The following is a 21,991-nucleotide window of genomic DNA, read 5'->3' as shown; positions in this document are numbered from 1 at the left end:
GGCGTCCGATCCGCCACCCTGCGTCTGATCCGCACGGTGCGATGTGCGGATCAGACGGGTAGTGGCGGATCAGACGGCAGCCCCGACGGGGCGGGCGCCGGCGCGTCCAGGACGTGCCAGATGACGTCGCCGTCGGCGTCGGTCTCGACACGGTGGGGTCGGAAGCCGAGCTTCTCCGCGACCCGCAGCGACGGTGCGTTCCACGACCGGATCGTCGCCCACAGGCGGGCGCGGCCCGTGGCGAAGGCCGCGTCGACGACGGCGCGCGCGGCCTCCGTCGCGTAGCCACGGCCGTGGGCCCACGGCAGCAGCTCGTAGGCGACCTCCGGTTCGGCCACCGTGCTCCGACCGACGACGAGCCCGCAGTAGCCGAGCGGCTCGGCGTCGGTCCGTCGCCGGACCGCGAGCACGCCGATCCCCAGAGAGGCGATCGTCTCCCGCATCGTGGCGATCTTCTCCAGGGCGTCCCCCGTGGTCCACGTCCGCCCGTCGTCCCTGGCGGTGAGGAGCTCGGCCATCCAGGCGGCGTCGTCGTCGGTCTGCGGCGTGAGGACGAGGCGCTCGGTCTCGAGGTGCAGGGCGAGCGGCGCGTACCCCGAGGGCTTCGTCGGGGGACCGGGGTCGACGGCGGTGGGGATCCAGTAGCGGCGCTTGGCCGGGCCGGACGCGAGCGCCCGCACGTCCTCCAGCACGCCGCCGGCGCGCTCGATGACGGCGGCGGAGGCGACGTTGTCGTCGTCGCACGTGACGAGGGCCCGCTCGACGCCCCGCGACGCGAGCAGGCCCAGTCCGTGGTGCAGCATCAGGGTCGCGTAGCCGCGCCGCCGGTACGCCGGCCGGACGGCGTAGCCGATGTGCCCGCCGACCTGCAGCAGGTGATCGTTCAGCCGGTGCCGGACGGACACCCGACCGGCGACCACGCCGTCCACGACCAGCACCAGGAACGTGGCGGGCACGCGCCCGGGCGCGAGGTCGACGCCGTCGCGCTCGCGGGCGATGCGGTCCAGGTGGTGCTGCCAGGGCTCGCCGTCGTGCCGCAACGCGAAGTCGAAGCCGTCCGCGAGCAGCTCGGCGTGCGCGGCCATGACCTGTTCCTCGTCCCGGGGCTCGAGCTGCCGGATGACCGGCTCGGGGGCGGTCGGCGTCATCCCGAGAGCGTGGCAGCCTGCCTCCTCGGCCGCCACGCCATTCCCCTGCGTCCGATCCGCCACCTGCCGTCCGATCCGCACCGTGCGACGTGCGGATCGGACGCACAGTGGCGGATCGGACGGGGGCTGGGCGCTGGGGACGCCGGGGCGGGGGTGCGCGCGGCGGGATGGGGACGCCCGCCCGGCGACCGCGGCGGGTCAGGAGAGGGCGGCCCAGATGAGGAGCATGGTCACCAGGAAACCGACGACGTAGTTCGCGCCGAGGAACTGGCGCCACCCGCGGTTGGCCGTCTCGGCGGTGTCATCGGTGATGCCCCGGAACTGCCACACGATCCCCAGGTACGGCAGCACGAGCAGCGCCGCGAGCGGCCCGGGCCACGGCACCGCCAGCATGAGCAGCCCCCCGACCGCGTAGGCGCCGAACGCGAACCACACCGTCGGCCGGGCGCCGAGCACCGTCGCGATCGACCCGATCCCGGCGGCGCGGTCGGCGACGACGTCCTGCACGGCCCCGAACGCCTGGCTCGCCATCCCCCACAGGAAGAAACCGGCGAGGATGATCCACGCCGCCGTCGAGATGCCCTCGCCCGCCAGCACGAACCCGTACAGCGCCGGCGAGACGAAGTGCGTGCTCGACGTCATCGAGTCCAGCACCGGCCGCTCCTTGAACCGCAGCCGCGGCGCCGAGTACGCGACGACCGCGAACAGCGAGAACGCGAGCACCAGCCACGACAGCGGGTCCCCGATCGCCACGAGGTACGCCACGAACGGGAGCGGCAGCAGCGTCGAGGCCAGCAGCGTCGTCCGGTGCAGGCGCGTGTCGAGCAACGCACCCTCGACCCCGCCCTTGCGCGGGTTCTTGAGGTCCGACTCGTAGTCGAAGACGTCGTTGATCCCGTACATGAGGAGGTTGTAGGGGATGAGGAAGAAGAGCGTCCCGATCACCAGCGCGGCGTCGACCTCGCGTGTGCTCATGACGTACGCGGCCGCGAACGGGTACGCGGTGTTCACCCAGCTCAGCGGTCGCGAGCTGAGCGTCAGCTCGCGCACCACGCCGAGCGGGCCCCGGTGCGCGGTGGTCGTCACGTCGTCTCCGTCCGTCGGGCCGTCTCGCCGATCGTCCCACCGGCCGCCGACGACGACGCCCCGCCCGGCCGGGCGTCCGGCTCACCGACACCCGTGCCGGCACCGTCCGACGCCGCGGCCGTCCGTTCCCGCCGACCTCCCCACGGCGCGACGAGGTGCCACAGCGCCGGCAGCAGGATCACCGCGAGGACGGCGTAGGCGAAGTCCTCGATCGGGGCGACGCCGATCTGCAGGCCGATCCGCTGGGCGTCGTCGTACGCGACCAGCCCCGCCATGATCATGAAGTTGTCGAAGACGGCGGTGAGGACGAGCAGCACGGCCATCGTCCCGGCGAGCGGCTTCCACGCCGGACGCCCGGTCCGCACCCGTGCCACGACGAGCACCGCGACGGCGAGCAGCAGGAACGGGACGTTGAGCAGCGCGTAGGTCATCCGGCACCACCGCTCACGCGACCGCGGGCGCCGTCGTCGGTCGCGCCGAGCACCTGCCGCAGGCCGCCGTACACGTTCATGGTCAGGTACGACAGCAGCACGAGGAAGAACAGCTCCTCCAGCGGCAGCTCGGGCGCGAGCAGCACACCGGTCATGAGCTCCGTCTGCCCCCGGAAGAACACCCCGAGCAGGATCCCGAGCCCGTCCCACAGCAGGAACACGGAGACGCCGAGGAACAGCACCATCGCGGCCCGCGCCGGTGCCACCCAGAAGAACAGCCGGAACCGTCGGTCGAGCACGACCATGCCCGTGATCGAGACGAGCAGGACGGCCAGGTAGGACAGCCCGATCATGCGTCCGTGCTCACCGACGTGCTCACCGACGTGCTCACCGACGCGGTCACCGCCGCGCCGTCGGGCGCAGCGGCTCCCGCAGCGGTCCGGTCGACGTGTCCCCGCGCAGCCGCTTGATGACCAGCTCGGCGCTGATGAGGCACATGGGCAGGCCGATGCCCGGGATCGTCGTGCCGCCCGCGTGGTACAGCCCTGCGACCTTCCGCGACGCGTTGCCGGCGCGGAACATCGCGCTCTGCCGCAGCGTGTGCGCGGGGCCCAGCGCCGTGCCGTGCCACGTGCGCAGGTCCTCGGCGAAGTCCGCCGGGCCGATCGTCCGGCGCACCGTGATCCGCTCGGCCAAGTCGGTCACGGCGGCCCACTGCGCGATCTGCTCGATCGCCGCGTCCGCGGTCGCCTCGACCCACGGGTCCCCCGCGCCGTCGACGCCGCCCCGGCCCAGCCGGACGTCCGCCGGCGCCGGCACGAGCACGAAGAGGTTCTCGTCCCCCTCGGGCGCGACCGTCGGGTCGGTCGCGCTCGGCCGGCACACGTAGATCGACATCGGGCTCGGGAACGGCACGTGCGGCCCCGCGGACGGCGCCCGACGCTCCCCCTTCGGGAAGATCGCGTCGAAGCCGCGCTGCCAGTCCTCGGTGAACAACAGCGAGTGGTGCTGCAGCTCCTCGACGCGCCCCTGGACGCCCAGGTACACGAGCACGGCGCTCGGGCCCGGGAGCCGCCGGTCCCACCAGCGCCGCGAGTGCCCGCGCAGGTGCTCGGGCAGCAGCCGGCTGTCGGTCTGGAACATGTCGACCGCGCTGACGACGACGTCCGCGGGCACGTGCTGCACCCGGCCGTCGGCGTCGCGGTAGTCGACCCCCGTCACGCGTGCCTGCTGACCGAGCCGCCGACCCAGGCGTCGCTCCGCCCCACCGCGCAGGCCGGCGCTCGGGGGCAGGTCGGCCGTCGCGATCCCGACGACGTCGGCGTGCGTGCGCACCTCGACGCCCTGCTTCTCCGCGAGGGCCCGGATCCGGGCGATGAGCTCGGTGAACCCGCCCTGCGGGTAGTACACGGCGTCGGTGAGGTCCAGGTGGCTCATGAGGTGGTACATGCTCGGCGTCAGCCGCGGCGCCGAGCCGAGGAACACCGCCGGGTAGCCCAGCACCTGGCGCAGCCGGGCGTCCTGGAACTGCTCGGCGACGTACTTCTCGAGGTTCTTCGTCAGCAGGGTCGCCAGCCGCGGCAGCCGACGGACGACGTCGCGGTGCAGCAGCGGCAGGAACGACGCGAACGAGGTGTAGAGGAAGTGCCGCAGCGCGACCGCGTACGTGTCCGACGCCGACTCCAGGTACGCGCGGACCCGCGCCCCCGCACCGGGCTCGATCGCCTCGAACGACGCGACGGTGTGCTCGAGGTCCGACCTGATGTCCAGCGGCGGGAACCTGTCGAAGAACACGCGGTAGCCCGGGTCCAGGCCCACGAGGTCGAGCTCCTCCTCGGCGCTCGAGCCGAGCAGCCTGAAGAAGTGGTCGAAGACCTCGGGCATGAGGTACCAGGACGGGCCCGTGTCGAACGTGAACCCGTCGGAGTGCCACACGCCGGCGCGGCCGCCCACGTCGTCGCGCGCCTCGAGGAGCGTCACCGCGTAGCCCTCGGCGCCGAGCAGCGCCGCCGTGCTGAGCCCCGCGATGCCGCCCCCGACGACGACGGCGCGCCGCGACCCCGCGTCCCCGTCCGGCCGGGTCATCGGACCGCTCCGGCGGGACGCCCGCCGGCCCGGGCCAGCAGCGTCGTCGAGACCTGGCCGTGCTCGCGCAGCGCACGGCCCGCGATCCGCACCTTCACGGCAGTCGGCACGCTCGCGCGCGTGGTGAGCAGGTCCTGCGCGGGCGTGGCCTCGAGCCGGCGGGTCAGCTCCGCGAAGAGCTCGCACGCCACGGCCACGGCCGGGCGGACGGAGGGGGGAAGCCGGTGGATGGCGTCGCGGGCGACACGGACGTCCTCGGCGATGTCGGCGAGCACGGCGCTCTTCTGCTCCTCGGTGACGTGGTGCGGGTCCACCGCCACGAAGTAGCTCCGCCCGAGCCGGACCGCGTCGTCGGCCAGGTCACGCAAGAAGTTGATCTTCTGGAAGGCGGCCCCCAACGCCCGGGCGCCGGACGTCAGCTCACGGTACCGAGAGTCACGGACGGACGAGGGCTCCTCGAGCAGGAAGATCCTCAGGCACATGAGCCCGACGACCTCGGCGGAGCCGTAGACGTACCGGGCGAAGCTCGCCTCGTCGTGCCGCGTGGTGTCCAGGTCCATGCGCATCGACGCGTAGAAGGGCGCGGTCAGCTCCGAGCCGAAGCCGGCCTCCCGGGCCGTCCTCGCGAAGGCGTGGACGAGGACGTTGGTGCTGTAGCCGGTGCGCATCGCCAGCTCGGTCTCGGCCTCGAGCGCGTCCAGCCGCATCCGGGCGTCCTCGACGTCCCCGCCGACCTCCTCCGTCGCGCCGTCGACGACCTCGTCGGCGAGCCGGACGAGCGCGTAGACGTCGCGGATCCGGCCGCGCTGCTGGGCGGGCAGGATGCGCGTCGCCAGCCCGAAGCTCGTCGAGTACTCGCGCACCACCAGGTCGGCGGCGCGGTGGGCGACCGCGTCGTACAGGCTCAGCCTGCTGCGCATCGGGCCTCCTCGACGTGCCCGACGACGTCGTCGAGCGCGTCGCGCACCTGGGCCGTGATCCCGCCGACGAAGTCCGTCATCGCCTCCGGCAGCGAGGCCGTGGCGCACCGGACCTCGACCTCCGCCAGGTCCTGACGCACGTGGTCCTCCACGAGGCGTGGCGCCGCCGAGCCCGCGAGCGCGGCGCGCATCGCGTCGGCGGTCCGCCGGTCGAGGTCCGCGCGGCCGAACCCCGCGGCGACGGCGTCCCAGACGGGCATCTGCTGCGCGTGGAGGATGAGCGCCGTGTGCTTGCCCTCGCGCAGGTCGCTGATGTTGCTCTTGCCGATCCGGTCCTCGGGCGCGAACACGCCGAGCAGGTCGTCGACGAGCTGGAACGCGCGGCCCAGGAGCCGCCCGACGTGGTCGAGCTCCATCTGCTCCGCGACGGAGGCGCCGGCGAGGATCGCGCCCGCACGCAGCGGGGCGCGGAAGGAGTACATCGCGGTCTTGGACTCGCAGACGAGGATCGCCTGCTCCAGGTCGGGCACGTGCAGGCCCAGCCCGTACGCCGTGTCCGCGAGCTCGCCGCCCGCGGAGACGAGCAGCGTCTCGTCCAGCAGGTCCAGCAGCTGCTCGACCTGGACGCGCGAGAGGTCCACCCCGCCGATGAGGCGGTGGGCGCGGGTCAGCGCGAGGTCGCCGGCGAGCACGGCGGCCGCCTCGGACCACTGCTGCGCGGGTCCCTCCTCCGAGCCGGTCGCCATGGACACCGCGCGCATCGTGGCCGCGAGGTTCGGCTTGCCGCGCCGCACCGAGTCGTGGTCGATGAGGTCGTCGTGGATGAGGAAGGCGGTGTGGAGCAGCTCGAACCCCGCGGCCACCTCGACCGCGGCGCGGTGCTCCGACCCGCCGAGCGCCTCGTGCGTGCCCAGCACGATCGCCGAGCGGAAGCGCTTGCCGCCGCGCACGCTCCGGGCGATCTCGGACCAGATGAGCTCGTACTCCGTCCCGAACGCGTGCGCGCGGGCGCGCGCGGACTCCAGGACGTCCCGCAGGAGGTGGTCGACGTCGGCGTGCGGCTGGGCGAGGGTCGTGGCCTGCCGCGGCGGGCTGAGCGTCACACGCCCACCCCCTCGCGCAGCAGCGGGACGTCGTCGGCGTGCTGCACGAGCCACGGGCTCAGCGCCCACGGTGCCGAGGCGATCGCGCGCCGCAGGTCCGCGGGCTCCACCCACGCGACCTCCATGACCTCGTCCGGGTGGGGTGCGAGGTCGCCGACGACGCGCGCCGTGAAGACCGGGCACACCTCGTTCTCCACGACACCGGACGCGTCGACGGCGCGGTAGCGGAAGTCCGGCGCGACGACGGCGATGTCCGTCACCTCGGCCCCGAGCTCCTGCGCCGAGCGGCGGCGGATCGCGTCCTCGAAGGACTCCTCCGGCGCGGGGTGGCCGCACACGGAGTTGGTCCACACGCCGGGCCACGTCTTCTTGCTGAGGGCGCGGCGCGTGACGAGGACGCGGCCGTCGTCGTCGAGCAGGTGGCACGAGAACGCCAGGTGCAGCGGGGTGTCGGTGGTGTGGACCGTCGCCTTGTCGGCGGTCCCGGTCCGCGTCCCGTCGTCGTCGAGGAGGACGACGGTCTCACGAGCAGTCATCGAGCGGACCTTCCGGCAGCAGGCGGGCGAATACTCAGCACGCTGAGCATACGGGGGACGTGGGACCTTCGTCCGTGGTGCCGGACCCGGTCGTCGCCCCCTGTGCCGCAGCGCCTGGTGCACCATGGTGATCGAAACGTCACGGTGAGTCGAGGGTCGGCGGATATCACCGGCGGTTGTTCGCAGGAAGAGAAACGTGCATCCAGACCGGCCGAGCCCTGTCCCCCGGAGTGTCGTGAGCCCCTCGCTGTCCGTCGTCATCCCCGTCAAGGACGACGCCGTCGCCCTGCGCCACTGCCTGCGCGCCCTGGCGGAGCAGACCGTCCCGCCGCTGGAGGTCGTCGTCGTCGACAACGGGTGCACGGACGACAGCGTCGCCGTCGCGCTCGAGCACGGTGCCCGCGTCGTCGTCGAGCCGCGGCCCGGCATCCCCGCCGCCGCCTCCGCCGGGTACGACGCCGCGCTCGGGGACGTCATCGTCCGCTGCGACGCGGACACGCGGGCGCCGTCGGACTGGCTCGCCCGGATCACGGCCGCCTTCGCGGCGGAGCCGGACCTCGACGCGCTGACCGGCGACGGCGACTTCTACGACCTGGGTCCGCGCGGTCCCCTCCTCGCCCGGCTGTACCTGGGCGCGTACTACGCCTCGCTCCACGGGGCGCTCGCCCACCCGCCGCTGTGGGGCTCGAACATGGCGCTGCGCCGCACGGTGTGGCTCGTCGTCCGCGACCGGGTCAACCGCTGGGACCCCGAGGTGCACGACGACGCCGACCTCGCCTTCGCGCTGGGGCCCGGCGCGCGCATCCGCCGCGACCGCACGCTGCGGGTGGGCGTGTCCGGCCGGTCGCTGCAGGGCGCGCGTCAGCTGCGGCGGCGGTTCGCGCGCGGCTTCCGCACGGTCTCCGCCCACCGCGCGACGAGCCCGTCCTGGCGCCGCTGGGAGCACCGCCTGCGGCACCGGGACGGCGGGCCGCGCCTGCTGCCCCCCGGGCCGACGGCCTGAGCCGCGCGCATGCGGTCCGACGACGCCGCACGTAGCGTGATCAGGATGCGCACAGTCATCGCCGGTGGACACGGTCAGATCGCCCTTCGCCTCACCCGGCTCCTCGCCGAGCGGGGGGACGAGGCCGTCGGGCTGGTCCGCAACCCCGAGCACACCGCCGACGTCGAGGCCGCGGGCGGCCGGGCGGTGGTCCTCGACCTGGAGCACAGCAGCGCCGGGGAGCTCGCGGCGGTGCTGGACGGAGCCGACGCCGTCGTCTTCGCCGCCGGGTCGGGTCCCGGCTCCTCGCCCGAGCGCAAGGACACGGTGGACCGCGCGGGTGCCGCCCTGCTCGCCGACGCCGCCGAGCAGGCGGGCGTGACCCGGTACGTGCTCGTCTCCTCGGTGGGCGCGGACCGCGCCGACGAGGCCGGGGACGACGCGATGGGCCCCTACCTGCGCGCCAAGGCGGCGAGCGAGGCCGACCTGCGGAGCCGGCCGCTGGACTGGACGATCCTGCGGCCCGGGCGCCTCACCGACGAGCCGGGCACCGGCACCGTCCGCCTGGAGCCCTCGCTCGGAGCGGCTGCCACGGAGGGCTCCGTCACCCGGGACGACGTCGCGCGCACGATCGTCGCCCTGCTCGACGAGGCCGCCGTCGTCGGCCTCACGCTCGAGCTGCTCAACGGCGACGACCTCGTCGACGCGGCCGTCCAGGCCGCCGGTCGCGGCGAGCCGGGCGACGGCTCGGTCGACGCGCTCGAGGGCGAGGCCGGCCGGGTCTGACCCCGGCCGACCCGTCCGTCAGACGGCCTGCGGGCCTGCGCGCTCGACGCGCTCGTTGACGACGAGCGTCGTCGCGGAGGCATCAGCGACGCCCGTCGCAGAGGCGGTGATCGTGACCGTCCGGACGGCCCCGTCCCCCTCGGAGACCACGGCGAGGTCGAGGACCACGGAGGCGCCACCGGCGAGCTCGCCCACCTGGCAGACGATCTGGGCCTTCTCGCCCAAGCCGACCGCGGTGCAGCCGGCGGGCAGCCGCGAGCCGTCCCCGGTGATCCCGCCCGTGAGGTCGACCTCGACCCGGGTGCCGGACGCCGCGCGCTCGCCGGTGTTCCTGACCGTCACCGCGATGGTGCCGCGGTTGTCCGCGAGCCTCGTCGTCGACGGCACGCTCACGGCGAGCTCCGCCGGGCGCGGGGCCGGCACGGCGACCCGCACCTCCCCGGGGAGCGTCCGTCCGGCGACGGACACGCTGACCGGGACGGTCACATCGGTGCCGGCCCCGGCCGTCGGCGCGGTCAGCGCGAGCTCGACGGACACCGTCGCGCCGGGCGCCACGTCGACGATGCGGCACAGACCCGAGTCGCAGGCCGCCCAGCCCTCGCCGGAGACGACGAGCGGTGGCTCCGGCACGGCCACGGACACGAGGACACCGCGGGCCGTGGTCCCCCCGGTGTTGCTCACGCCCACGACGGCGGCGCGCGGCGCCTGCGGCGCGACCGGCTCCGTCGCGGCGTCGGGCAGGGTCAGGGTGGCGTCGAGCACCGCCGGCCGGGACCGCACGACGCCCGGCAGCGGCGTGGTCGCCTCCGGTCGCGGGGTGTGGCCGGGCGCCCAGGTCCGCAGGCCCACCGGCAGGGCCACCTCGCCGTCCAGCGACGCGGGCTCCACCACGAGGCTCGCGCGCAGCGTCGTCGTCGCGCCCGCCGGGAGGTCGTGCACCGTGCACACGCCCAGCCCCTCCGGGTCGGCGGGGTCAGGCGCACACGTCCAGGGCGCCGTCGCGCCCGAGGTCGCACGGGGCAGCGTGAACCCGCCGCCGGACGGCTCGGACGCCTGCGCCTCGAGCGTCCACGACGTGCCGTCCGCGAACTCCAGCTCCGTCCGGACCTCGTCGGCCGGGGCGGTGCCGGTGTTGGTGACCTGCACGGTCACGAGGGTGGCGGACCCCGCCTCGACCTCGAGCGCCCGCGGCGCCTCGACGGACAGGGCGACGAACGGCTCCGGCCCGGTGGGGTCGGTCGGGTCGGTGGGGTCGGTCGGGTCGGTCGGGTCGGTGGGATCGGTCGGGTCGGCCGGTCGGTCGCCCGGCGTGGACCCGCCCGGCGTGGACCCGCCCGGCGTGGATCCGCCGGTCGTCCCCGTCGGCGTGGTCCCGCCGGGCGTGCCGGCAGGCGTCGACCCGCCGGAGGCGGGCGTCGCAGCACCGGGCGTGGTCGCTGTCGTCGACGCCGACCCGGTCGCCTCGGCAGTCGTCGGTGCACCCGTGTCGGGCAGGTCGCCCTCCGGGGCGTCATCAGCCCCGCCGACGTCGTCGCCCGCGTCGCCACCGACCACGTCGTCCGAGGCCCCGCCACCCGTCGTGCCGTCGTCGTCGGCTGCGGTGCCGCCGGCCGGTCCGCCGTCGCCCGCGGCGCCGTCGTCCACGACGGCCGCCTCGTCCGCGACGACCGTGCCGTCGCCGGCAGAGAACTGTCCGGTCGCTCCGGCCACGACCAGGCCGGCCGTCACGACGACGGCGGCCACCGCAGCGGCGACACCCAGCGGCACGGCGGCGAGGAACGCGGCGAGACCGGTCGCGGCGCCCGCACCCGCGCCGACGGTGGAGGTCGCCGCGACGCCGGCGGCCACAGGGACCGCACCGGAGCCGACGAAGGCACCGGTGCCCGTCGTCGTGCCCACCGTCGCGCCTGCCGACGCACCCGCCGACGTGCCCGCCGTCGCGCCCGCGGACGCACCTGCCGACGTGCCCGCCGACGTGCCGACCCCGGAGCCGCCCGCGGCCCCGGCGCCCACCGGCTGGCTCGCGGCCGCGCCGCCACCGGCAGCCCCGGCGGCCGCGCCGGACACCGCCCCGCCGAACCCGACACCCTTCAGCACCGTCCAGGCCACCGCGCCCAGCACCAGCGGGGCGACGACCATCCGCATGCCGTGGTTGACGTCGCCGAGCTCCAGCACCAGGGCGCGGCAGGCCAGGCACTCGTCGAGGTGGGACTCGACGAGCGCCGTCTCGCGCTTGGCCAGGCCGCCGCGGACGAACGAGCCGAGCTTCGCGTTGACGATGCGGCAGGCGTCGTCGAGCGGGGCAGCGAGGTGCTGCTGCAGGTAGGCCTGGCGCAGCCCCTCCCGCGCGCGGTAGGCGAGGGCGGCGACGCCGTTGGCCGTGAGGCCCAGCACCGGCGCGATGTCGGCCGGCGACATCTGCTCTACCTCGGTGTACCAGAGCACCGCCTGCCAGCGCTCGGGCAGGGAGCGGAACGCCTCGGAGACGACGCCGCGCTCGAAGTCGAGCATCGCCGGCTCCTCGGTCGAGGCACCGGGCCCGGCCGCCGACTCGAAGGTCTCCAGGTCGTCCGTCGGCTGCGCACGCCGGCCGGTCTCGACCCGGTGCAGGGCGACCCGCCGCAGCACCGTGAAGAGGTAGGCCCGGAACGCCACGTCGGGGCCGCCACCGGAGCGGATCGCTGCGAACACCCGCGAGAAGGCGTCCGCGACGGCGTCCTCCGCGTCCGCGTGGGAGTTGCTGTACTGCCGGGCGACGGAGCGCGCAGCGGGGACGTGACGCTCGTAGAGCACGCCGAAGGCCGGGCTGTCGCCCGCCCGGACCGCCGTGATGAGCTCGGCGTCACTGGCGAGGTCCCACCCGCTGCCCACAGCGGTCATGACGCCTCCACCTGCTGTCTCGAGCGCCGGCGTCCCAGGTCGCGGCGCCCGTCCTCCAGACCCTTCCGGTGACATCGGCCGTTTCACCCGCTTCCTGAAGGCCGAAGTCGCGTCATGACCTCCGGTTCACCCCCTCTCATCCCCCGTGAGGACGGACATGACGCAGACACCCGCGGTCGCCCTGCGAGAGCAGTGGCGCACCCGGACGGTGGAGCACGTCTGGCTGCGACCCGGCGACTGGTACCACCCCGCCGTCGACGCGCTGACCGAGGCGCTCACGTCCGGCTCCTCGGCGGCCCCGGCCGCGCACCGCCTCGGCGAGATGCGCGGGTCGACCGGCGTGGGCATCGCCGAGACCCTCGACGACTTCGCGGTCCTGTACGAGGTGGTCGGCACGGAGCCGCCCCTGGAGTGCGTCCGGGCCCTGTGCGAGGGCTGGGCCGCCGCGCTGGAGAGCGCCCCGGTGCGCCCCAGCTGCATCGACCCGGCGTCGGGCCTGCCGACCGTGGACTACCTGTCCGTGCGCCTCGCCGAGACGTACGGCGGCGCCCGGCGGCACGCCCACCACGCGTTCGTCACCCACGCGCTCCTGCTCGTCGACGTCGCCGTCGGTGAGGACAACCACCCGTGGCGTCGCGCCGCGCGGTCGGCCGCGATGGGCCGCGCCCTCGGCGCCGCCCTGCCGCAGGGCCACCCCATGGCGGCGCTCGGGGGCGGCGCGTTCGCCATCCTCGTGACCCGCGACTGGGACCTCGGCGCGACCGTCGCGCGGCTGCGCGAGGAGGTCAACGACCACGCCGCGGAGCTGGCGATCGGCGAGCTCCTGCGGCAGCCGCCGCGGATCTGGATCGAGCCGCTGCCGGAGACGCACGAGCGCGCCGTCGACCTGCTGGACCACCTCCGCCGCTGACCGCGCCCCGCGCGCCGTCGTCGTCCGCACCCCGGCACCGGCGTCGTCGGCGCCCCGCCGCGCCGTCGTCGCCGGCCGCGCCAGGCCCCTCCGCCGCTCACGCTTCGTCGTCTGATCCGCCACTTTCCGTTTATCCCGCCAGTCGCACCATGCGGACTGGACGCGGACGTGCGGACTGGACGCGGACGTGCGGACCGGGTGCGGGAAGGCACGGCCGGGGCCCGGGGTTCACGCGTCGTCGGGCGCCGGAGTTGCCCTCCGGGCGGGGGAGCACGTTGGATCGACGTCGTGACGACTCCCGGGACGACCCCCACCACGACGGCCGACGACGACGACGCCCGGCCCGGCGGCCGGGTCGACCCCCACCTCTGGCTGGAGGACGTCGACGGGGAGGACGCGCTCTCCTGGGTGCGCGAGCGCAACGCCGAGGCGCTGGACCGCCTGGGCGGCGGGCTGCACACGACGATCCGCGACGAGATCCTCGAGGTGCTCGACTCCAAGGACAAGATCCCGGCGGTCGGCGAGGCCGGCGGGTACCTCTACAACGTCTGGCAGGACGAGGACCACGAGCGCGGGCTGTGGCGACGCACCACCCTCGACAGCTACCGCACCCCGGAGCCGGAGTGGGAGGTGCTCCTCGACCTCGACGCGCTGTCCGAGGCGGAGGGCGTGGGGTGGGTGTGGCACGGCGCGAGCATCCTGCGGCCGGACTGCCGGCGCGCCCTGGTGGACCTCTCCCGTGGTGGCTCCGACGCCGACGTCACGCGCGAGTTCGACCTCGGGACGCTCACGTTCGTCGACGGCGGCTTCGAGCGGCCCGAGGCGAAGGGCGGCGTGAGCTGGATCGACGCCGGCACCACCTGGCTCACGACCGACACCGGCGAGGGCTCGACGACGACGTCCGGGTACCCGCGGCAGGTGCGGCGCTGGACGCGCGGCACGCCGCTCGAGGAGGCGCCGGTCGTCTTCGAGGCCGAGGTGACGGACCTCGCCGTCTCCGCCCACCACGACCGGACCCCCGGCTTCGAGCGGGACCTCGTCGTGCGCGCGACGGACTTCTACCACCAGCAGGTGTTCCTCGTCGGCGAGGACGACGCGCTCACGCGCATCGAGGTCCCCGACAGCTCCGAGGTCGGGCTGCACCGCGAGTGGCTGCTCGTGGAGCTCCGCGAGGACTGGGAGCTCGGCGGGCGCACGTACGCCGGCGGCTCGCTGCTCGCCGCGCGGCTGCAGCCGTTCCTCGCCGGCGACCGGGACGTCGAGGTGCTGTTCGAGCCGACGCCGACGTCGTCGCTCGCGGCGTCCACGTGGACACGGTCGCACCTCGTCCTCACGATCCTCGAGGACGTCACCGACCGGGTGCAGGTCCTCACGCCGACCGCCGCCGGGTGGCGCCGCGCCGACGTCGCGCCGGCGGACCTGGGTGCCCCGACGCTCGGCACCGTGGTCCTGCGCGCGGTCGACGGCATCGACTCGGAGGACGTGTGGCTCACGGTCACCGGTTTCCTCACGCCCTCGACGTTCGGCCGCGCGACCATCGGGCCTGACGGCGTCGTCGGCGAGCCCGAGCACCTCAAGGCGGCGCCGGCGTTCTTCGACGGCTCGACGCACGAGGTGTCCCAGCACCGCGTGGCGTCCGACGACGGCACAGTGGTCCCGTACTTCCTGGTGCGGCCGCGGGACGCCGTCAGCCCGGTGCCGACCCTGCTGTACGGGTACGGCGGCTTCGAGATCTCGCTGCGCCCGTCCTACTCCGGCGGGCTCGGGCGCGCGTGGCTGGCGCGCGGCGGCGCGTACGCGCTGGCGAACATCCGCGGCGGCGGCGAGTACGGGCCGCGCTGGCACCAGCTCGCGCTGCGCGAGAACCGCCACCGCGCCTACGAGGACTTCGCCGCCGTCGCGCGGGATCTGGTCGACCGCGGCGTCACGACGCCGGACCGGCTGGGCACCCAGGGCGGCAGCAACGGCGGGCTGCTCATGGGCAACATGTACACGCAGTACCCCGAGCTCTTCGGGGCGGTCGTGTGCCAGGTGCCGCTGCTGGACATGCGCCGGTACCACCTGTTGCTGGCGGGCGCGTCGTGGGCGGCGGAGTACGGCGACCCCGACGACCCGGCCGACTGGGAGTTCCTGCAGCGGTGGTCGCCGTACCACCTCGTGGAGCCCGGGCGGGCCTACCCTCCGCTCCTGCTGACGACGTCGACGCGCGACGACCGGGTGCACCCCGGGCACGCGCGCAAGTTCGCCGCGCTCCTGCGCGAGGCCGGCGCCGACGTCACGTCCTACGAGAACATCGAGGGCGGTCACGGCGGCGCGGCGACGAACGCGCAGGCCGCGCACATGAGCGCGCTGGCGTACACGTTCCTCTGGCAGCGGCTCAGCCGCTGAGCCAGCGGCGCGCGGGCGCCGCCCGGTCGCCCGGAGGGATCCTGAGCCAGAGCTCGGGTCCCTCCGGGCGGGGCGCCGTCGTCAGCCGACCGGCGGCGGCTCGGGGAGTGGCAGCGTCCCGGAGTGCACGCCCTTGAGGATCCGGACGCAGTCGGCCCGCTTCGTGGCCGGGTAAACCCCGTAGAAGGAGTACGGGTAGGTGACGACGCCGGCCCACTCGAGGAAGTCGCACTGCGCCAGGTACGCGGGTGTGGTGATCGCGGACGCCGGGACGACGCCCTCGTCGGTCATCCCGGAGGCGACCGTGCTCACGCACGCCTGGAACGAGGAGAGGCCGAAGTCCTCGACGACCGTCTCCCCACCGAAGGAGAACTCGACCGGGATCACGTACTGGTCGAACGTCAGGCCGGTCACCGGGTTGGTCAGCGGCTCGTAGACCGATCTGCAGTACGCCGCCGGGCTGGCACCGGCGGGCTGGTGCGCCGGCGCCGCGGACGCCGGGGCCGCAGTGAGTCCGACCGTCAGCAGGCCGACGAGGAGAAGCACGATGCGTCGCATGGTCACCCCCGTGGGGGACGGAGGCGGGGTCGCTCCCCGCCAAGGGGAACGCCCCCCGCTGGCACACCGTCCTCCGCGAGTCCGTTTGTCGTCAAGTGTCCGTTTCGACCTGATATTGAGGTGCCGACGGTGCCCGGCAGCGGGACGGGGTCGGGCAGAGACCGTGCTGCCGGGCTCGGCCGGTGGACGCGACGACGCCGGCTCAGCCCTCCCGGTACGCGCTCGGGCGCCAGACGACCAGGGCACCGGTGCTGGTGATGCGGGCCGGGCGGTGGCCGCGCGGCACGGCGACGACCTCTCCCTCCGGTCCTGCCGCGAAGACGCGTCGACCCGGGTCGGCGACCGAGCGCAGCAGGTCGACCTGCTGGCGGAGACGCTCGACCTCGGTCTCCAGCGCCAGGATGCGCTTGATGCCCTGGAGGTTGATCCCCTCGTCCTGGGACAGGCGCTGCACCTCGCGGAGCGTCGCGACGTCACGCAGCGAGTAGCGCCGCCCCCGACCGCGGGTCCGCTGCGGGGAGACGAGCCCGAGGCGGTCGTACTGCCGCAGTGTCTGCGGGTGCATGCCCGCGAGCTCGGCGGCGACCGAGATGACGAAGACGGGCACGTCGTCGGGTGCCGGCATCTCCCGCTCCTCCCTCCCCGGTGACCGCCCGGGGTCCCGCCGCGCCATGCGCGGCACCGTCGTCCGTTACAGCGCCGCCCGTGAGCGGAGGTCGGCACGCGGGTCGCCGTCGGCGGTGGCCTCCGCGAACGCCTCGACAGCCCGTCGCGCCTCGGCGGACAGCCGCTGCGGCACGGTGACCTGCACCGTCACGAGCATGTCGCCCGTCCCCTTCGGCGTCGTCACGCCCTTGCCCTTGACGCGCATCGTCCGGCCCGACGGCGTGCCCTCGGGGACCTTGACGCGGACGGTGCCGCCGTCGAGCGTCGGCACCTCGACCTGGGCGCCGAGCGCCGCCTCGGCGAACGTCACCGGCAGCGTCACGCGCACGTCCTTGCCGTCGAGCGCGAAGACGGGGTGCGGCTCGACGCGGACGGCGATGAGGAGGTCGCCCGCAGGCGCACCGCCCTCGCCGGGCCGGCCCTTGCCGCGCAGCCGGATCCTCTGCCCGTCGCGCACACCGGCGGGGATGCGGGCCGTGACCGTGCGCCCCTCGACGGTCAGCGTCACGGTCGAGCCGGACGCGGCCTGCCGGAACGGGAGCGTCGTCGTCGCCTCGAGGTCCACGCCGCGCTGCGGCCCCCGGGCACCGAACCCGCCGCCGCCGAAGAGGTTGCCGAGGATGTCCTCGAACCCGGCCCCGCCACCGGCGCCCGAGCCGGTCTGCTGGTACCGCACGCGCGGCCCCGCGCCCGGCCGCCCTCCTCCGGCGCTGCCCGCGCCCGCGCCGAACAGCCCGCCGAAGAGGTCCTCGAAGCCGGCCGCGCCCGCGCCGCCCGCGGGGCCGCCGGGCCCGGCGGAGAAGCGGGCGCCGCCGCCGGCCATCGCCCGGATGGCGTCGTACTGCTGCCGCTGCTCGGGGTCGGAGAGCACGGCGTACGCCTCGCCGACCTCCTTGAACCGGGCCTCCGCCGCGTCGTCGCCGGGGTTGTGGTCGGGGTGCAGGCGGCGCGCCAGCTTGCGGTACGCCTTCTTGACGGCGGCCGCGTCGGCGTTCTTGGGGACGCCGAGGATGGCGTAGAAGTCCTTCTCGAACCAGTCCTGACCGGTCATCGCCTCCCCCCTTCCTGGGTGTCGTCGCTCATCTCATCCTGTCGTGTCCCGGGCTTGTCGGCCGACGTCCTGCCCGGGGGCTGCCGACCGTCCGACGACGAGCGGGCCCGTCGCCCGGCCGCTCGCCGAGCGGAGGACGACGGGCCCAGGCACGTCGGGCGTCGGGCGTCGGTCAGGCTCCCGGATCGGCGACGGCGACGCGCGCCGCGCGCACGATCCGCTCGCCCACCCGGTGTCCGGGCTGGAGGACCTGCACGACCGTGGGCTCGGTGACGTCCTCGGCGTGGGAGTGCATGAGCGCCTCGTGCACGTTCGGGTCGAACGTCTCGCCGGCGGCGCCGTACCGCTCCCAGCCGAACCGGGCGAGCGTCGCCTCGAGCTTCTCGGCGATCGCCGCGAACGGCCCGCCCTCGAGCTCGCCGTGGGTGCGGGCGAGCTCGATGTCGTCGAGCGTGCCCATGAGCGCCTCGACGACGTCGATGATCGCCTGGTCGCGTGCCACGTCCCGGTCGCGATCCACCCGGCGGCGGTAGTTGACGTACTCGGCCTGGAGCCGCTGCAGGTCCGCGAGCCGCTCGGCCGCGAGGGCCTGCGCCTGCTCGAGGAGCTCCGCGGCGCCGTCCGCCGGGGACGTCGACGACCCGCCCGGCGCGGCGCCGTCGTCGGCCGCGCCCGCCTCCGCGGCGGCGGACTCCGCCGCCGCGTCGGCACGAGCCTGCCCCTGGGTGTCCGGGTCGCGCACCGCACCGGTCTGCGGGTCGATCCGTCGCTTGTCCGTGAACCGCGGCCGGGTGGGGTCGGGCTCGTCGCTCGAGCCCCCGACCGGGGTGTTCGGCTGATCCGTCACTTGCGCTCGTCCTCGTCCACGATCTCCGCGTCGACGACGTCCTCGTCCGAGGAGCCGCCGGCCGGCTGCCCGCCGTCGGGCGCGCCGCCCGGGGCGTCACCCGCGCCGGCCGACGCCGACTGGTCCTGGTCCGCCTTGTACAGCGCCTCGCCGATCTTCTGGCTCACCGCCGTCAGCGCCGCCTGCTTGGACTTCACGGCCTCGACGTCGTCCCCCTCGAGGGCCGTCTTGAGCTCGCCGACGGCGGCCTGGACCTCGGTCTTGACGTCCTCGGGCAGCTTGTCCGCGTTCTCGTTGAGCACCTTCTCCGTCGAGTAGACGAGGCCCTCGGCCTGGTTGCGGGTCTCGGCGTCCTCGCGGCGCTTCTTGTCCTCGGCGGCGTGCTCCTCGGCCTCACGCACCATGCGCTCGATGTCCTCCTTGGGGAGGGCCGAGCCACCGGTGATCGTCATCGACTGCTCCTTGCCCGTGCCGCGGTCCTTGGCGGACACGTGCACGATGCCGTTCGCGTCGATGTCGAAGGTGACCTCGATCTGCGGGACCCCGCGCGGCGCCGGCGCGATGCCGGTCAGCTCGAACGTGCCCAGCGGCTTGTTGTCCCGCGCGAACTCGCGCTCGCCCTGGAACACCTGGATGAGCACGGACGGCTGGTTGTCCTCCGCGGTCGAGAAGATCTCGCTCCGCTTGGTGGGGATGGCCGTGTTGCGCTCGATGAGCTTGGTCATGACGCCGCCCTTGGTCTCGATGCCGAGGCTCAGCGGGGTGACGTCGATGAGCAGCACGTCCTTGCGCTCACCCTTGATGACACCGGCCTGGAGCGCGGCGCCGACGGCGACGACCTCGTCAGGGTTCACGCCCTTGTTGGGCTCCTTGCCGCCGGTGAGCTCGCGCACGACGTCGGCCACGGCCGGCATGCGGGTCGAGCCACCGACGAGGACGACGTGGTCGATGTCGCCCAGCGAGATGCCCGCGTCGCGGATGACCGCCTGGAACGGCTCCTTGGTGCGGTCGATGAGGTCCTGCGTCATCTGCTGGAACTGCGCCCGCGTGAGCTTGGTGTCCAGGTGGACGGGGCCGTTCTCGCTCATGGACAGGTACTGCATGGAGATCGTCGTGCTCGTCGCCGACGACAGCTCCTTCTTCGCCTGCTCGGCGGCCTCGCGGAGGCGCTGCAGGGCGATGCGGTCCTTGGCGAGGTCGACGCCCGCGGTGTTCTTGACCTCCTTGATGAGGTGCTCGACGATCCGCTGGTCCCAGTCGTCACCACCGAGGTGGTTGTCACCGGACGTGGCGCGCACCTGGATGGTGGAGAACTGGTCCTCGTCCTTGCCCACCTCGAGGAGGGACACGTCGAACGTGCCGCCGCCGAGGTCGAACACGAGGATGAGCTCGTCCTCCTTGCCACGCTCCAGCCCGTAGGCGAGGGCGGCCGCGGTCGGCTCGTTGACGATGCGCAGCACGTTGAGACCCGCGATCTGGCCGGCGTCCTTGGTCGCCTGGCGCTGCGCGTCGTTGAAGTACGCGGGGACGGTTACGACGGCGTCGGTCACCGGCTCCCCCAGGTACTCCTCGGCGTCGCGCTTGAGCTTCCCGAGGATGCGCGCGGAGATCTCCTGCGCGGAGTACGACTTGTCGTCGATCTTCTGCGACCAGTCCGTGCCGATGTGGCGCTTGACCGAGGAGATGGTGCGGTCGACGTTCGTGACCGCCTGACGCTTGGCGACCTCGCCGACGAGGACCTCGCCGGTCTTGGAGAACGCGACGACCGACGGGGTGGTGCGTGCGCCCTCGGCGTTCGCGATGACGGTGGGCTCACCGCCCTCCAGGACGGCGACGACGGAGTTGGTGGTGCCGAGGTCGATGCCGACAGCTCGTGCCATGGGTGATGCCTCTCCCTGTAGTGGTGCTGCGTGGGGTGGGCCGCGCGGGCCGCGTGGTGGTGCTTCGCGTCCGCGGGGCCAAGTCTGAGCCTGCTGCGCTCAAGTCTGCGCCCCAGCGAGGACGGATGCAAGCCGATCGGTGCGAACTTGAGCCTGTCACACTCAACTTGCCGCGACCCGGACCCATTCCCCGGGGCTCGCTCGCCCCCGCCTCCGCGCTCGTCCGATCCGCCACCTACCGTCCTGTCCGCCACTCGCGCCGTGCGGATCGGACGGTAGGTGGCGGGCAGGACGTGAGAGCGGGCTACGGCCCCGGGGTACCGAGCGTGGATGTCGCCGTCGACGAGGCGCCAGGAGAAGTCGTTCATCCGGGCGGCGGCACGCGCGTGCCGGGCGAGGATGCTCGCCACAGGCGCCGGGACGTGCGGCCGGGGGCGTGTTCCACCCTGCCGCGGCGTCAGCCTTCGTCCGAGCCCCCTGATCAGCACCACCTCGGCACGGTACAAGCCGTCCGATCCGCCACCTTGCGTTGAGCCCGCACGCTGCACCATGCGGATCGGACGCAGAGATGCGGGTTGGACGGGCGTGGGTCAGCCCCAGCGCAGATAGGGGTCGACCGTCGCCGTGAACGCGGCAGGCGGGAGGAGGCGGCGCAGGCGGGCGGCCAGGGACGAGGTCGCGCGCAGGTCGTCCTTGACGATCCTGACGACGGCGTACCCCTCCTCCTCCATCGCCTCCTGCCGGCGCTTCTCGCGCAGCACCGCCTCCGCCGCCGGTCCGGCGGTGGTGTACTTCGCCACCCCGTCGTACTCACCGATCACCCGCCACTGCTCCCAGCCCAGGTCACCCCACATCACCCCGAGATGCGTCCGCACCGGCACCTGGGTCGCGGGAGGGACGAGTCCGAGGCGGAGGATCGCGAGCCGTGCCAGCGTCTCGCCGGGGGACTCCGCCCCGTCGTCGGCGGCTGCGAGGACCGCCCGGGCTGTCCGGACGCCGCGCGTCCACCGACGTCGCGTCAGCAGCTCCGCGCAGAGGTCCCGGTCGGCGCCGCGGTGCAGGGCGGCGTCCATGACGACCAGCCCGCCGGCGGGTCCGAGCGTCATCGCGCAGTCGACCGCCGTGCGCTCGAGGCCGGTCACGTCAACCCCGGCGCGCACGGTCCGCTCGTCGTCAGCCAGTGGACCGGTGTGCCGGACGACGGTGCGCGACACCCTCCCGTTCGGGCTCCAGCCCTGCGTGAGGTGCACCGCGCCGACCGGTCGCAGCAGGGGCAGGCCCCACAGCAGCGCCGCGGAGGCGTGGCTGATCACGTGATCCGTGGAGAGCCGGGCGGCTGCCGCGGCGACGCGGCCGAGGTCGAGGTGCTGCGCGCGGGCGTGCTCGTCGCCGGACTCCGGCAGGGTGACGTACGCGCCGGGCTGGACGCGCGCCCACCCGCCGTCGCGCACGCGCCCGCGCACGACGCTCGGCGGATGGTCGCAGGCACGGTGGACGGCCGGCAGGACCGGCGGCGCGGATCCGGGGGACGAACTCGGACGGCGGGGCATCCGCAGACTGTGCCCGCCCGACGGTCGACCCCGCCCGCGTCGTCCCCAGGAGTCACCGCCCCGTCCCGTCCCGTCCCGTCCCCAGGTCGCTCCCCGCGCCCCGTCCCGTCCGATCCGCCACTCCTGGTCCGGTCCGCCAGTCCAGCCGTGCGGACAGGACGGGGAGTGGCGGGTTGGACGCGGA

General features: G+C 74.4%; 19 protein-coding genes. 4 read left to right on the top strand and 15 right to left on the bottom strand.

Annotated elements, in window-relative coordinates; all coding sequences use genetic code 11:
* Positions 1 to 50: 50 nt before the first annotated feature.
* The 8 genes from LG379_RS01030 to idi form a co-directional block, all read right to left on the bottom strand.
* On the bottom strand, positions 51 to 1,148 hold the full coding sequence (locus LG379_RS01030; RefSeq protein WP_225752743.1) for a GNAT family N-acetyltransferase: 1,098 nt from the start codon (positions 1,146 to 1,148) through the stop codon (positions 51 to 53).
* Positions 1,149 to 1,346: 198 nt separating this feature from the next.
* Complete coding sequence (locus LG379_RS01025; protein ID WP_225752742.1) at positions 1,347 to 2,234, bottom strand: prenyltransferase; 888 nt, start codon at positions 2,232 to 2,234, stop codon at positions 1,347 to 1,349.
* The gene (locus LG379_RS01020; RefSeq protein ID WP_225752741.1) at positions 2,231 to 2,665 is read right to left on the bottom strand and encodes a lycopene cyclase domain-containing protein; all 435 of its coding nucleotides are present in this window, start codon (positions 2,663 to 2,665) and stop codon (positions 2,231 to 2,233) included. The genes LG379_RS01025 and LG379_RS01020 overlap by 4 nt, the downstream gene beginning before the upstream one ends.
* Positions 2,662 to 3,018 carry a lycopene cyclase domain-containing protein gene (locus tag LG379_RS01015; protein WP_225752740.1) on the bottom strand — a complete coding sequence of 119 codons (357 nt, stop codon included), beginning with the start codon at positions 3,016 to 3,018 and terminating at the stop codon, positions 2,662 to 2,664. The genes LG379_RS01020 and LG379_RS01015 overlap by 4 nt, the downstream gene beginning before the upstream one ends.
* A 46-nt stretch (positions 3,019 to 3,064) precedes the next feature.
* On the bottom strand, positions 3,065 to 4,750 hold the full coding sequence (crtI, locus tag LG379_RS01010; RefSeq protein WP_225752739.1) for a phytoene desaturase family protein: 1,686 nt from the start codon (positions 4,748 to 4,750) through the stop codon (positions 3,065 to 3,067).
* Positions 4,747 to 5,670 (bottom strand): squalene/phytoene synthase family protein, encoded by a 924-nt coding sequence (locus tag LG379_RS01005; protein ID WP_225752738.1) that lies wholly within the window; start codon positions 5,668 to 5,670, stop codon positions 4,747 to 4,749. The genes crtI and LG379_RS01005 overlap by 4 nt, the downstream gene beginning before the upstream one ends.
* Positions 5,655 to 6,773, bottom strand: coding sequence for a polyprenyl synthetase family protein (locus tag LG379_RS01000; RefSeq protein ID WP_225752737.1), 1,119 nt, complete (start codon positions 6,771 to 6,773; stop codon positions 5,655 to 5,657). Before LG379_RS01000 ends, LG379_RS01005 begins: the two co-directional genes overlap by 16 nt.
* Positions 6,770 to 7,309: an isopentenyl-diphosphate Delta-isomerase gene (gene idi, locus LG379_RS00995; RefSeq protein ID WP_225752736.1), complete on the bottom strand. Its 540-nt coding sequence runs from the start codon at positions 7,307 to 7,309 to the stop codon at positions 6,770 to 6,772. Before idi ends, LG379_RS01000 begins: the two co-directional genes overlap by 4 nt.
* Positions 7,310 to 7,544: 235 nt before the next feature.
* Between idi and LG379_RS00990 the strand changes: the two genes are divergently transcribed.
* Together LG379_RS00990 and LG379_RS00985 are read left to right on the top strand one after the other, a co-directional pair.
* Positions 7,545 to 8,312, top strand: coding sequence for a glycosyltransferase family 2 protein (locus LG379_RS00990; protein ID WP_225752735.1), 768 nt, complete (start codon positions 7,545 to 7,547; stop codon positions 8,310 to 8,312).
* Positions 8,313 to 8,357: 45 nt separating this feature from the next.
* The gene (locus tag LG379_RS00985; protein WP_225752734.1) at positions 8,358 to 9,077 is read left to right on the top strand and encodes an SDR family oxidoreductase; all 720 of its coding nucleotides are present in this window, start codon (positions 8,358 to 8,360) and stop codon (positions 9,075 to 9,077) included.
* A gap of 18 nt (positions 9,078 to 9,095) precedes the next feature.
* Here the strand turns inward: LG379_RS00985 and LG379_RS00980 are convergent, their stop codons facing one another.
* Complete coding sequence (locus LG379_RS00980) at positions 9,096 to 11,957, bottom strand: sigma-70 family RNA polymerase sigma factor (RefSeq protein WP_225752733.1); 2,862 nt, start codon at positions 11,955 to 11,957, stop codon at positions 9,096 to 9,098.
* A gap of 157 nt (positions 11,958 to 12,114) precedes the next feature.
* Between LG379_RS00980 and LG379_RS00975 the strand changes: the two genes are divergently transcribed.
* Positions 12,115 to 12,867, top strand: coding sequence for a hypothetical protein (locus tag LG379_RS00975; protein ID WP_225752732.1), 753 nt, complete (start codon positions 12,115 to 12,117; stop codon positions 12,865 to 12,867).
* A gap of 288 nt (positions 12,868 to 13,155) precedes the next feature.
* Positions 13,156 to 15,255, top strand: a complete 2,100-nt coding sequence (locus LG379_RS00970; protein WP_225752731.1) for a prolyl oligopeptidase family protein — start codon at positions 13,156 to 13,158, stop codon at positions 15,253 to 15,255.
* A gap of 81 nt (positions 15,256 to 15,336) precedes the next feature.
* On the opposite strand, the gene LG379_RS00965 is transcribed toward LG379_RS00970, so the two are convergent.
* The 6 genes from LG379_RS00965 to LG379_RS00940 form a co-directional block, all read right to left on the bottom strand.
* Positions 15,337 to 15,801, bottom strand: coding sequence for a hypothetical protein (locus LG379_RS00965; RefSeq protein ID WP_225752730.1), 465 nt, complete (start codon positions 15,799 to 15,801; stop codon positions 15,337 to 15,339).
* Between the two features lie 214 nt (positions 15,802 to 16,015).
* Positions 16,016 to 16,438: a heat shock protein transcriptional repressor HspR gene (locus LG379_RS00960; RefSeq protein WP_225752729.1), complete on the bottom strand. Its 423-nt coding sequence runs from the start codon at positions 16,436 to 16,438 to the stop codon at positions 16,016 to 16,018.
* Positions 16,439 to 16,504: 66 nt separating this feature from the next.
* On the bottom strand, positions 16,505 to 17,530 hold the full coding sequence (locus tag LG379_RS00955; RefSeq protein ID WP_225752728.1) for a DnaJ C-terminal domain-containing protein: 1,026 nt from the start codon (positions 17,528 to 17,530) through the stop codon (positions 16,505 to 16,507).
* Between the two features lie 172 nt (positions 17,531 to 17,702).
* Positions 17,703 to 18,377, bottom strand: a complete 675-nt coding sequence (gene grpE / locus LG379_RS00950; RefSeq protein WP_225752727.1) for a nucleotide exchange factor GrpE — start codon at positions 18,375 to 18,377, stop codon at positions 17,703 to 17,705.
* Positions 18,374 to 20,257, bottom strand: coding sequence for a molecular chaperone DnaK (gene dnaK / locus LG379_RS00945; RefSeq protein ID WP_225752726.1), 1,884 nt, complete (start codon positions 20,255 to 20,257; stop codon positions 18,374 to 18,376). Before dnaK ends, grpE begins: the two co-directional genes overlap by 4 nt.
* A 590-nt stretch (positions 20,258 to 20,847) precedes the next feature.
* A complete protein-coding gene (locus LG379_RS00940; protein WP_225752725.1) occupies positions 20,848 to 21,807 on the bottom strand; it encodes a hypothetical protein in 960 nt (319 codons plus the stop codon).
* Between the last annotated feature and the right edge of the window lie 184 nt (positions 21,808 to 21,991).

Origin of the sequence: Actinotalea sp. Marseille-Q4924 (genome assembly GCF_916618755.1) — a bacterium.
Taxonomy (GTDB): domain Bacteria; phylum Actinomycetota; class Actinomycetes; order Actinomycetales; family Cellulomonadaceae; genus Actinotalea.
The sequence above is the reverse complement of the archived record's forward strand: the minus strand, read 5'-3'. Positions and strand labels throughout refer to the sequence as shown.

What these genes read in the sequence shown, in the direction of transcription:
- idi (WP_225752736.1), bottom strand. Translation starts at nt 7,309, where the DNA reads ATGACTGCTCGTGAGACCGTCGTCCTCCTCGACGACGACGGGACGCGG.
- LG379_RS00980 (WP_225752733.1), bottom strand. Translation starts at nt 11,957, where the DNA reads ATGACCGCTGTGGGCAGCGGGTGGGACCTCGCCAGTGACGCCGAGCTC.
- LG379_RS00985 (WP_225752734.1), top strand. Translation starts at nt 8,358, where the DNA reads ATGCGCACAGTCATCGCCGGTGGACACGGTCAGATCGCCCTTCGCCTC.
- LG379_RS01015 (WP_225752740.1), bottom strand. Translation starts at nt 3,018, where the DNA reads ATGATCGGGCTGTCCTACCTGGCCGTCCTGCTCGTCTCGATCACGGGC.
- LG379_RS01020 (WP_225752741.1), bottom strand. Translation starts at nt 2,665, where the DNA reads ATGACCTACGCGCTGCTCAACGTCCCGTTCCTGCTGCTCGCCGTCGCG.
- LG379_RS00955 (WP_225752728.1), bottom strand. Translation starts at nt 17,530, where the DNA reads ATGACCGGTCAGGACTGGTTCGAGAAGGACTTCTACGCCATCCTCGGC.
- LG379_RS00975 (WP_225752732.1), top strand. Translation starts at nt 12,115, where the DNA reads ATGACGCAGACACCCGCGGTCGCCCTGCGAGAGCAGTGGCGCACCCGG.
- LG379_RS00940 (WP_225752725.1), bottom strand. Translation starts at nt 21,807, where the DNA reads ATGCCCCGCCGTCCGAGTTCGTCCCCCGGATCCGCGCCGCCGGTCCTG.
- dnaK (WP_225752726.1), bottom strand. Translation starts at nt 20,257, where the DNA reads ATGGCACGAGCTGTCGGCATCGACCTCGGCACCACCAACTCCGTCGTC.
- crtI (WP_225752739.1), bottom strand. Translation starts at nt 4,750, where the DNA reads ATGACCCGGCCGGACGGGGACGCGGGGTCGCGGCGCGCCGTCGTCGTC.
- LG379_RS01005 (WP_225752738.1), bottom strand. Translation starts at nt 5,670, where the DNA reads ATGCGCAGCAGGCTGAGCCTGTACGACGCGGTCGCCCACCGCGCCGCC.
- LG379_RS00960 (WP_225752729.1), bottom strand. Translation starts at nt 16,438, where the DNA reads ATGCCGGCACCCGACGACGTGCCCGTCTTCGTCATCTCGGTCGCCGCC.
- LG379_RS01030 (WP_225752743.1), bottom strand. Translation starts at nt 1,148, where the DNA reads ATGACGCCGACCGCCCCCGAGCCGGTCATCCGGCAGCTCGAGCCCCGG.